We start from the raw sequence: 11,237 nt of genomic DNA, 5'->3' as shown, positions 1-11,237 counted from the left end.
CCCCTCAACAGCGCCCCCTTCCCTCTTATGCGCGTGGGCGCGGGCGTGCTGCGCGGCGCGGGAGACACCCGCTTCACCTTCCTGGCCAACATGGTGGGGCACTACGCCATCGGCCTGCCGCTCACGTGACTGCTGGGCTTCAAGCTGGGGCTGGGTGTGGTGGGCATCTGGTGGGGCCTGCGGTGAGCGTCAAGGTAGTTGTCGCGTGAGAGGGTTCAGCCGATGCGCTTCATCTCCTGCACGGCCGGGGTGAGATTCGGAGAGGGGCCCAAGCGGACGGGGCCTGCTGGCGTCCAGTCGCGAGTGTCACGACTCCAGCGCTCGGGGTGACGGGCTCGAGCGCGTTGGTACACCCGGTGGCGTCGAGCCAGCAGTGCGGCCTCGCGACTGAAGTGCCTGTCGTCGGGCGTGACGAAGCGGATGGCGGAGTGTCGGTGCTCGGTGTTGTACCAAACCACGAAGCGCGTCACCCAGTCGTGCGCATCCTCGACGGAGGCAAAGGGCCGCCGGGGGAAGCTGGGGCGGTACTTCAGCGTGCGGAAGAGGGCCTCGGAGAAGGCATTGTCGTCCGAGACGCGGGGCCGGCTGAAGGACGGGGTGACGCCCAGCCATTGCAAGGTGGCCAGCAGCGTGGCGCCCTTCATCGGGCCGCCGTTGTCCGAATGCAGCACCAGCCCCTCGGGGCAGCCCGCCTCCTGCCAAGAGCGGCGGATGAGGACCGAGGCATGCGTGGACGACTCCTCGTCGTGCACAGCGAAGCCCACGATGCGCCGGCTGAAGACGTCCACCACCAGGTACAGGTAGAGGAAGGCGCCCTTCACCGGGCCCTTCAGGTAGGTGATATCCCAACTCCAGACCTGGTTCGGCCCGGTGGCGGTGTGCTCGGCCCGGGGCCTGGGTGTGGGCGCCTTGGCATGGCCTCGGTGGGCCAGCTGCCCCGCTTCGCGCAGCACCCGGTAGAAACTCGCTTCGCTGGCCACGTACTCGCCCCGGTCCGCCAGCCTGGGGACAATCTGCTTGGGCGAGGCGTCCCGGAACTCCTCGCTGTTGGCCACCGCCAGGATTCGGCGCCGCTCCACCTCCGACAGCCGGTTGGCCGGACGGGTATGTGGTCCGCACCGCCGGTCCTCGGCCGTGGCGGGCTTCCTCCAGCGTTGAATCGTGCGCGGGGCCACCCCGAGCCGCTCGCAGATGACCTCCAGGCGCACGCCCTTCTCCAGGGCCTCGTCGACGTGGGCGAGCGTCATTTCTCGCTCTTCTCGTCCCCGGAGTCGTCCTCGTCGCCCGAGTGCCTGTCGTCCCACCCCATCGCCTGAAGTTTTTTTCGAGCACCAACAACACTGCCGTCTCCGCCAGCGCCTTCTCCTTGCGGTGAAGCTCCCGCTCGAGTTCCTTCACCCGCTTCTCGGCGGCGGCCAGCCGCTTGCGCTCCTTGGCCGGCAGCGGCTCGCTCGCCGTGCCTGAGAGCGCCCCCGCGGCCGCCTGCTGCCACTCCCGCAGCTGCGTTTCATGCAGCCCCTCTCCACGCAGCAACGCCCCCAACTCCTCCCCTTTGAGCTCCTGGGCCGCTGCCAGCACGCGCAGCTTCTCCTCGGGTGTCCACTTCTTGGGCCCAGGGGCCGGGGCGGGCTTCTTCTCGTCGGACGGGGGCGTCATGGCCGCTACCCTATTCGCCGCGCGCAACCACTGCGACAGCGTCGGCTGGGACACTCCCACCTGCCGGGCCAGTGTCGAGGCATTCACCGCGCTCGGGCCCATCATCCGCTTCACCATCTGCGCCTTGAATGCGTCTGTGTACGGCACTTCAACCGCCTGCGCTCGCCCCCATCGGGTGGTCAGCTCGGCAACTCAGCCGAGGCGACTTCTTCCCTGACACAGGGGGCCTGTGCGCGGGGCTCATCGCGGTGGCCTTCGCGCTGCTCTGGCGCTTCCACCGCGTGAGCGCCGGCACGCTGCGCCCGCTCAAGGCCTGAGCGGGCTCCAAGGCCCGGTGCCTACCAGGGCAGGTCCTGCTGAATCATCTCCCGCCACACGGGCCAGTCGTGATTGCCGCCCTGCCAGATGGCGAGCTGGTGGGCCAGGTCCTTCTTCCACAGCAGGCTGGAGAGGTGCTCGTTATGCGCTGAAATCAATATGCGCTGAAATCAATCTGCAGGACGGGTGTGTCCGCTTCGATGTCGCGCCGGAACCGCCCCCACCGGTCGAGGGTGCTCTCGTCGAGCACGGCCGGGTCGCGATACTGGTGGAACAGCGCGTAATTCATCGAGCGCTGGAGCGCGAGCAGGTCCGGCACGGCCGCGAGCCACTCGCGATCCATCCGCCGGAGCTCCCGATACCCTTCGAGGAACGGCCCCAGGAACGCAGCGACCGCTTCGTCGCGCGACTCTCGAGCCTCGCCTCGCGCGATGTAGAAGAGGAGGACCGCGATGTCCTTGACGAACCACGCGTACTCGCAGTTGTCGAAGTCGAACGCGGTGATCTTCCCTTCGGCGAAGCAGAAGTTGTGCATGTGGAGATCGGCGTGGATCAGCCCGTAGCTCTCCGGTGTTCGCGGTAGCCGGTTCAATCGCGCGATGATCGCCGCGGTGCGCTCGCGAACGAGCTTCTCCTCGGGGGGCGCGAACCGGTCGATATCGACCACGTCGTACTCATGCCATTCCTGGCGCTTGAGCCTGGGGCTCGAAGGCGCGTAGCTCTCTGCGCGGTTGTGGAGCCGCGCGAACAGCCGGCCCATGTCGCGGAACAGGGGGGGCTTCCAGTAGCGCTCCTTGAGCGGAGGCGCGTCGTCGAAGACGACGCCCGGCGCGCGCTCGAATGCGGTGACGACGAAGTAGCTGCCGGGCTCGCGGTCTTCGATCCGCTCCACGAACTGCCCCGAATCGGAGAGGATCGGCGATGCGACGGGAATGCGCGCGGCGGCCAGATAGCGAACGAACTCGACCTCCCCCTGCGTGTAGTCAATCGTTCGCCGCGTACTGTGCGAGATGCGCAAGATAAGGCCATCGCCGTCGTCGTTCTCCGCCTCGTAGACGAAGTTCTCGAAGGCCTGGAGCTCGGTGAGCTGCTCAGGCGACAGGCCATACCGGCGCGCGGCCTCATCGCGAATCGGTTCGTGGAAGCGGCGGACAAGCTCTGGATGCATCGAATCCTCTAGTCCTTCAACGTGAGGTTGCTCCCACCGTAGCCCAGCACGGTCGAAGCAGAGTCGCTGGTGACCGAGACGCCCAGGCCGCGCGCGAGGGTCTCCGCCAACGGGGGGCCATTGCGCGGCCGCGTGAACACAGCCAGGTCCATGCCGGTCAGGGGGGAATCCGGGCGCCGGAGCCGCTGGTTCAGCATCGCTTGCTCGCGCTCGACGACGCGCAGGCACCGGCGCTCGAGGGCGAACGCGCTGGCAGCGACGCTGGCGAGCTCGCCGCGGATGGGCTCCGCCACGACCGCCTCTTGCGGCAGCCCGTGCGCGAAGAGTTCGGCCAGTCGCCGCCGGCTCGTGTCCTGCTCGGCGGGATCCAGCTTCGCCAGCTCGTCCAGCGAGGTGCCCTGTGGCGTGCCGGGGAACGCCTCGCCGATGCGCGCGAACAACCAGCGGCTGAGCTTGATCTCGCGCTGGTATGTCTCCGCGAGTGGGAAATCGTCCCGGAGCAACGGGTAACGCGCGACATCGATCGGCGCCTCCACGAACTCTTGCAGCGCGGTGCGCGGGAGGTGTCCGGCGAACGCCGCCCGGAGCCGTTCGTGGAGCAGCCCCTGGGTCGCGCCGAGGAAGCGGACCACCGCTTCGACGCGCTGCCCGAGCAGGCCGTAATCGATCGCGGCGTCGAGATCGCCGAGGCGCGCCGCGATGTCGGGCTGGGCCTCAATGGGTGCCGGGGCCGAGCCGATCAACACCTGCATATATTCATTGATCAGCGCCGGCGGCCCGGCGCACACGCCGTGCGGACCATTGAAGACCGCGTGACGCTCGGCATAGTCCACGATCGTTTGCACGGTGACGGGCTGCTCGGGGGCGTCGCGCACCAGGTCGTTGGTGACCAGGCGAACCCCGTCGATCAGCCGGAACATGGCCGCGAGCCCGCTGTCGAGCTCTCCGTTCGGCACCGGCTGGGTGCCCCGCACCATCACGTACCCGACCGACGCGAGCGTGCAGACGACCATCATGTGGAGTTCGCCCGCGGTGAGCACGCCCGGGGTCCGGGGCGGCATGCGCGCGAAGAAGGCCTTGCGGAACTGCTCGGTCAGCGAGAGCAGGTCCGGCCACTGACGCGCCATGGCCTTCATCGCGGTCACGTTCATCGGGAGTTCGTTCTGGTACCGACTCCCCGCGTAGTGGCACTGCTTGCGCACGGTTGGGAGATCGAGGAACAAGGTGCGAGGTCCGACGTTGTTCTCGCCCACTTGCCGGCCGTCACCGTCGACCGCCGGATGCGCCACGCGGTAGACCGGTACGACCACCTCGAGGTTCGACAGCTCCAACGCCCGTCCGTACGCCTGTTCGGTCAGCACGGGGCAACGATTGTCGTGGGCGCTGAACGTGAGCGGCTCACGCCCGGCTGGCACCTCACCCAACCGCTCAGGGTAGGACACCGAGGTGCGGCCCGTGGGCGCATCCGAGACCCGCTTCAACACCCCCTGTTCGATCAATGCCTCGAGCAGGTCCCGCATCGTGTCCCAGGAATGGGGCGAGCCGTCCGACCACGCCATGGCGTCGGAGGCTTGAAATTGCTCGACCTGGAGCAGCTTCTCGCCCACGGGCGCGATGTCCGGCTCGTCGAAGATGAGCTCCACCTCGCCATAGAAGAGGTGTAGGACCTGCTGGCCATTCCCCGCGTCGATCCGGTCGTGCGTGAGTCGCCTTCGATGGGGAATGTAGAGAATCTCATCCGCTTGTAGCTGTGCCATGGCTTCTCACTCCCGATTCAGTGTGACTTCGCGCGACCAGGTGCCGCCGAGCGAACGATAGACCCCGACGCGATGGTTGAGCAGCAGCCGTTGCGCTTGCAGACTCGCGCGCTCCAGCCCGACCAGGTTCGTCAGGGCGGAGAGCACCGTCAGGTAGTCCGAACGCCCCTGCTCGAAGAGCCGCCTCGCCTCGTCCAGGAGCTTCCGCCCGAGCTGGACCTGCGCGCGCAGGGCGCGCAGGCTCGTCGCCCCGGCCTCCTCCTGGACCACGGCATCCTGCACCCGTCCGATCGCGGTGTTCAGCGCGAGCTGGTATTGGACGTGGCGACGGTGGAGCTGGATCGGCAGGCGCATGTGCTCGGTGAATCGCCTTCCATCGAAAAAGGCCCAGGTCAGGTTCACGCCGACGACGGACTGGTGGAGGACCGGCTCCGAGAGGCCGACCTTCGCGGCGCCCACGCTGCCCACCAGTTCGATTGTCGGAAGCCAGCTCGCCCGGTTCGCGTTGATGCGGTGCTCGACCTCGGCGACGCGCAGCTCCTGGAGCCGCATCTCCGGCGTGTTCGCGTTCAGGTCTCCTGGCGTTCCGAGTCTGGGCGGAGGCGGGAGATCGGGGAGCTGTCGCTCGAGGGGGACGATGTCGTCCGCGGGATTGGGGACCCGGCCCAGCAGCGCCTTCAGCTCCGAATTCAAGAGCGCGCTCCGGGCGGAGATCAGCGGCACCTGCGCTTCGAGGTTCAGCAGCAACTGCTCCTGCTGCAGCACCGCGAGCCGGGGCGTGAGTTGCTGGTCGAACCGCGCTTGAATCAGCCGCAGCAGCTCCTTGTTGTAGTCGATCTGCCGCAGCGTGAGGTCCCGGAGCGCGCGGGCCTCGAGGATGTCGAACCAGACCTGGGCGATCCGCTGCGCGAGGTCCTGGACGCGGGCCTCGGTGAGCTGCCGCTGCTGCTCGGCGAAGTTCATTCCCGCGCTCCGCTGCGCGGCGAGGTTTCCGAACAGGTCGACCTGGTACCTCACGCCGACATCGGCGGTGGCGATGCTGTACCTGGCCCGGGTTGCCGGCGCGGGCGGAACGATGGCGACCACATGACTCAGCCCCGCCGGGTTGAGGATGCCGACCTGGAGCGGGTACCACCAACCTTGCGGCACGTTGGGGTCGAGCTGGTTCTCGTAGATCAGATCCCGCACGTCGTGCAGGACCAGGCTGTTGGCGAAGCACTCCTGGATGGCCGTGTCGAGCGCCGGATCGGCGAACGCCGACCACCAGACCTCGTCCTGGGTGACGTGCTCGGCGGGCCGCGAGGGTGCGCCCTCCTCCTTCGGCGGCCGAGGGCTTGGAGCCCCACCCTCGGGTGCGCTGGACGGTGGAGGCGGCTCGGTGCTCGGCTCGACGGAGGTCGAGTAGCTGCCTGGCGCCTGAGGCGGTGTGACGACGACGGGACGGATCAGCCCACAACCGGAGCAGGTCGTCGCGAGGAGTGCGAGCGTGAGTCGAAGGCTCATGGGTGACTGACGACCACGAGGGCTTTGGCGTGGTTGAGGACGCAGCGCTGCGCGACCCGCATGGTCTCCGGGTCGAGGGAGGCGAAGCTCTCGTCGAGGATGACCAGCTCGACCCCCTGCAGCAGCGTGCGCGCGATGTAGAGCCGGCTCTTCTCGCCGTGCGAGAGTTGCCAGCCGGTCTCGCCGATCATCTCCTCGAGGCCGGCGGGCATCTTGGCGACCAGTTCGTCCAGCCCGAGCTCCTTGCACAGCGCGGCGGCCTTGGTCCGCAGCTCGGGCGAGGTCGGCCACTCGCGCCCGAGCAGGAGGTTGTACGCGAAGCTGCCGGACAGGACGTGGTTCTCGTGGAACTGCGGCGCGGCGGTGATGCGCTTGCGCCAGCCCGAGGAGCCGAACGTCGCGCGGTCCAACGCGTGCAGCAGCATCACCCCGCCCTGCGGCGTCCTCATGCCCGTGAGCAGCGACACCAGCGTCGACTTGCCACCGCCCGAGGGGCCCTCCAGCAGGATGCGGTCGCCCTGCGCGATCTGGAACGAGCAGTTCTCGAGCACCGGCCGGGTGCGCGCGTCGTGCCGGAAGGTCACGCCCCGCGCCTCGATGAGGTTTCCGCCGGCGGCGTCGGTGGGCTTGCCTCCCTCCATTTCGAGAGGGACCTTCGATTCGAGCTCGGGGCGGCCCACCGCGAGCAACAAGTCGCGAATCTGCTCGAACGACACCGCCGCCTGGGAGACCTGCTGGAAGAAGACGGAGACCTCGTCGAAGGCTCGCAGCGCGAGCAAGATGCCGCCCACGGCCACCGCCAGCGCGCTGGCATTGGCCGTACCGCTGCTGAACGTCGGCAGCAAGGTCAGCAGGGCGAGCACCAACCAGCCGTCGCGCAGGAGCGCGGTCAGCTGCATGGTCCGGCGATCCATGACCTTCGAGATCTCGGAGTAGGAGCTCAAGCGGACGTCTTCGCCATCATGCCAGCGCTCGAGTGGGAGCTGCGCCAGCCGCGTTCGATGGCCGAGCATGCGCTCGAGCAGGTCGTGGGTGATCTCGACGCGCGCGCCCGACCACGCCCGCTGGACGCCGTAGTGGCGGCGCGCGAGGACGAACGCGACCACGACCAAGAGGACGAGCACGATCGCCTGGAGCCACCCTCCCGCCCCGAGCACGAGGATGACGCCCGCCAGGACCAGGTCGACGACCGACAACACCGCGAGCAGCGCGCCGCCGACCGCGAGCTGCTCGACGACCTCGGCCTCGGCGACGCGGCCGAAATGGCGGCCGATGCCGTCGAGCCGCACCTCGTCGGGGGTCAGCTTGAGGGTTCCCGCGAGGAGCTGCTGCTTGAGCAGCGTTCCGAGCCGGATCGAGAACACGCCCTGCCACCACACCTCGAGCATGCGCAGCGGAATCGCGCACGCGATCACGGCGATCCACCCCAGGAACCAGCCGGTCTCGAGGTGGGCCTGGAGCGCGGCGCGCCCGAGCAACCAGAACGAGGCAGCCAGCACCAGCGAGAGGAGCGTGTGGCTCACGAGGATGCCGACGACGAGCGACGGGATGTCGCCGAGCAGCGTCCGCCGGCTCGCGGTGCGCCTGGGGCGCATGATCCAGCCGGTGCGCAGCTGCGCCTGGCCGAGCCGCTGCAGCAGCATCTGGGAGCGGGCGTGCGCGCGCGCGCGGGGCGACATCTCCACGCCGCCGAGCAGCTGGTCCACCTCGGCGACGGTGGCTTCCTGCTCTTCGCGCAGGAGCGCGAGCGCGCTCTTCGTCGGGACCGAAACCGCCGTGGCGTCGCGCGCGAGCAGGCGCAGCTTCCCGCGCCGCGTCCCCAGCAGCACCAGATAGGACGGGACGCCGTCTCGCCGGACCTGGAGGATGCAGGGCGCGGCGCGTTCGAGGACGTCGGGCAGCTCGCAGTAGAGCGGCGTGATTGGCTCGAGCTCCACGCCGAGTCGATCTCCGAGCGCGAACATCCAGACCCGGCTCGGCTCGACGGCCGCCGCGGGCGGAGCGATCTCACCCGCGGCCCTGCCATAGCCTTGCCTCTGCGCCAGTTGCTCCAGCGCGTCGGGCAGTCGCTCGACCGGCCACAACAGGTCGGAGTTCGAGCGCGTCATCCCACCAGCTCCAAGCCGCCCGCGGCGGGCTCCGCGACCGGCGTCTCCACGGGCTTCGGCGCCGGCCTCTCCACCAGTTGGCCGCCCGAAAGCCACCAATGGCGCCAGTGCCCACCGCCCCAGAGCAGCGTGCGATTCTCCTGGTCGGCGCGAAGGAGCACGGAGTACCGCGACTCCTTGTTCGCGAGCAGCACCTTCGGCGGCCCGTTCTCGAGGATCCGACCGTTCTCGACCACGAGCACGCGATCGAACTCCTGGGTGTGCTCGACGTCGTGGGTGACACAGAGGAGCGTGATGTCCGCCCAGAGCCGCCGGGACTCGGCGAGGAGCCGCGCGCGCCGGTCGCGATCGAGACCGCGAAAGGGCTCGTCGAGGATGGCCAGGCGCACGCCGGAGCGAAGCATCGCGCGCGCCAGGCGCACGCGCTGACCCTGGCCTCCCGAGACCAGCCCTCCGCCTTCGCCCAACGATGTCTGCAGCCCGTCTGGAAGCGCCTCGAGGATGTCGAGCATCTCGGCGCCCTTGAGCGCCCCAGACAGTGCCCAGCCGTGCGCGCCATCGTTGCCATACCGGAGGTTGTCGATGAGGCTCTGGTTCCAGAGACTGATCGCCGGATCCACCCAGGCCGTGGTGCGCCGCAGCCGCTCGACAGCGGCCTGATCGAGCACCTGCCCGTCGACCTTGATCTCGCCGCGCGCCGGCCGGAGCCAGCCGAGCAAGAGGCCGACCAGCGTCGACTTGCCTGCTCCAGAGACACCGACCACGGCCACGTGCTCGCCGGGGGCGATGTTCAAGGAAACCTTGTCGAGGATGGTGTGACCGCCGCCTTTCACGCGGACCTTCTCCATCACGATCGAAACGCCGCTCGCGGCGTCTGCGGACGCGACAGGCTCCTGCACTGGTGCCTCGGGCCGGGCTGGCGTCTCCTTGATGTCGCCGATGATGTCGAGGAGCCGGCGAACCCGGTTCATCGCATTCGGGAACGCGCGGCTCAGCACCATCAGCCGCTGGCCGAGGATGGGGAACCGCAGCGCCCAATAGACGACCAACAACACCAGCGATGCCCGCTCGGTGCCCGCGAGGTACGAATAGACGAGCAGCATGACGAGGCCGTAGCTCCCCAGCATCAGCCCGCCTTCGAACCCGACCGACAGCGTCTGGATCCAATAGCGCGCCTTGGTCCAGCTGACGAGCAAGGTCTCCTGCGCGCGGCGCAACGACCGCTCGGCGCCGTGGATCCGAATGGGAGTGAGCCCGACGAGCGCGTTCAGGGTGAATCCGCTGAGCGCGCCTGAGTGCATCTGCACGCGCAGGTCGGGCTCGAAGAGCAGCTTCTGCGCAACCAGGGGCACGAGCAGCGTGACCGCCGCGAGCGCGAGCACGATGTGCCATGCATACGGTGCGGCCCAGATGAGCGCGGCGGTGATGCTCGCGACCTCGAGCGACAGGATGACGGCCTGCGCGAGCAGCTGCGGCAGCGACCGCATCGCCTGGATGTTGTGCGTGCGAGACGCCATGTCGGAGGCGAGCCGGCTCTGGAAATAGCGGTCCTCCATCTCGGGGAGCTTCTCGAAATACGCCTTCCGCAGCCGCACCTCGAGCCGGCGGCCGATGCCGAGCAATCCCAATGAAATGGGGATTTGGATGACCATGAAGCAGAGCGCGACGCCCGCGAGAACGGCCATGCCCGTCGCGCGTTGCGCGAACGTGCCAAGGTCGCGCCCCAGGTCGAGCACGCCCCGGAGCATCAGCGCTTGCAGGATCCGCCCGAAGGTGGCGAACACCAGTCCCACCGCAATCAGGCCCGGAACGACCCACGAATCTTCGCCTCGCAGGCGGAGCAGCGTTCGCGCCGGGCTCACCTGTTTGGCGACGAGCTCCGTCGCCAGGCTGCTCGCGAGCACGGCTTTCGGCGCGTCTTCGCCTGCGCTCGAAGCCTCGCGCCAACCGCGAACCCGCATCAGCACCGCGCCGGTCATCGACACCTCGCCCTCCACCTCGGGGTTGGGGCGAGCGGACCAATAGGCAGCGGGAATGGGCACTTCGCCGGAAGCGTCCTTCGCAATCATGGATTGCAGCAGACCCGCCGCCGTCCGACCTCGACGGACAGCGCCCGCGCGGATCATCGCTTCGGACGCCCGGCACGCGGCGTCGAGCCTGGCGATCGACAGATACCCGGGGTCCTCGAGCGCCCGGGCAACCAGCTCCCGCGCCTGCGTCGCCCCCAGGTCCAGCAGGCGGCGCTCGAACGTCGCGACCGCCTCCTCGGACCCGGCCCATTCGCGCCAGCCGGCCGCCGGAACGGACGTGGTGTGCTGGTACAGGTGGCTCTGCAGCGTCGAAATCCGGGTCCAGTGACGGCCCGCCGCCGGGTCCATGACCTGGATGAATGGGCCGACGCGCTTCCACAGCACCACGAAGTGCGGCCGTCCTCCCGCGCTGAGCGTGACGATGATGGCGGGGAGCGCCTTGGCTTCAGGGACCACCACGTGATCGAGCGGAAGCATCACCTCCTCGGAGTCGAGCCCGAGTTGGTTCGCGACTTCATCCAAGGTGACGATCGAGGTGCCGTCGACGTCCGTCTGACACACTTCGCGAAGGACGCGATAGTTGAGCTCGACGCCCATTCCCGCGAACAGGCTCTTGAGCGAAGCGGGACCGCAGTCCGTCGCCGAGATCTGGATCACCTCGGGAATGATCGAGCGCCGGACCCTGGGAGCAGTCATG

General features: G+C 68.6%; 8 protein-coding genes. 1 reads left to right on the top strand and 7 read right to left on the bottom strand.

Annotation, left to right across the window (positions count from 1 at the left end):
- Positions 1-215: 215 nt before the first annotated feature.
- Positions 216-1,803 (bottom strand): IS3 family transposase gene (locus FJV41_RS27895; RefSeq protein WP_438616755.1). Its coding sequence is split into 2 segments (ribosomal slippage): positions 216-1,326 and positions 1,325-1,803, totalling 1,590 coding nucleotides; the frame shifts between segments, so codons are not numbered across the junction.
- Between FJV41_RS27895 and FJV41_RS27885 the strand changes: the two genes are divergently transcribed.
- Positions 1,785-1,973, top strand: coding sequence for a hypothetical protein (locus FJV41_RS27885; protein ID WP_141645607.1), 189 nt, complete (start codon positions 1,785-1,787; stop codon positions 1,971-1,973). The two genes, FJV41_RS27895 and FJV41_RS27885, sit on opposite strands and share 19 nt — an antisense overlap.
- A 21-nt stretch (positions 1,974-1,994) precedes the next feature.
- Here the strand turns inward: FJV41_RS27885 and FJV41_RS27880 are convergent, their stop codons facing one another.
- The 6 genes from FJV41_RS27880 to FJV41_RS27855 are packed head-to-tail and all read right to left on the bottom strand — an operon-like array spanning position 1,995 to position 11,236.
- On the bottom strand, positions 1,995-2,132 hold the full coding sequence (locus FJV41_RS27880) for a hypothetical protein (protein WP_246137453.1): 138 nt from the start codon (positions 2,130-2,132) through the stop codon (positions 1,995-1,997).
- Positions 2,129-3,142 (bottom strand): phosphotransferase enzyme family protein, encoded by a 1,014-nt coding sequence (locus tag FJV41_RS27875; RefSeq protein ID WP_141645606.1) that lies wholly within the window; start codon positions 3,140-3,142, stop codon positions 2,129-2,131. Before FJV41_RS27875 ends, FJV41_RS27880 begins: the two co-directional genes overlap by 4 nt.
- 8 nt (positions 3,143-3,150) lie before the next feature.
- Positions 3,151-4,899, bottom strand: coding sequence for a hypothetical protein (locus tag FJV41_RS27870; RefSeq protein ID WP_141645605.1), 1,749 nt, complete (start codon positions 4,897-4,899; stop codon positions 3,151-3,153).
- 6 nt (positions 4,900-4,905) lie between these two features.
- On the bottom strand, positions 4,906-6,402 hold the full coding sequence (locus FJV41_RS27865; RefSeq protein WP_141645604.1) for a TolC family protein: 1,497 nt from the start codon (positions 6,400-6,402) through the stop codon (positions 4,906-4,908).
- On the bottom strand, positions 6,399-8,510 hold the full coding sequence (locus FJV41_RS27860; RefSeq protein WP_141645603.1) for an ABC transporter ATP-binding protein: 2,112 nt from the start codon (positions 8,508-8,510) through the stop codon (positions 6,399-6,401). Before FJV41_RS27860 ends, FJV41_RS27865 begins: the two co-directional genes overlap by 4 nt.
- A complete protein-coding gene (locus FJV41_RS27855; protein ID WP_141645602.1) occupies positions 8,507-11,236 on the bottom strand; it encodes an ATP-binding cassette domain-containing protein in 2,730 nt (909 codons plus the stop codon). Before FJV41_RS27855 ends, FJV41_RS27860 begins: the two co-directional genes overlap by 4 nt.
- Position 11,237: the final 1 nt, after the last annotated feature.

This window comes from Myxococcus llanfairpwllgwyngyllgogerychwyrndrobwllllantysiliogogogochensis (assembly GCF_006636215.1).
In the GTDB taxonomy this organism is placed as follows: domain Bacteria; phylum Myxococcota; class Myxococcia; order Myxococcales; family Myxococcaceae; genus Myxococcus; species Myxococcus llanfairpwllgwyngyllgogerychwyrndrobwllllantysiliogogogochensis.
This window is presented reverse-complemented; position numbering and strand designations above follow the sequence as displayed.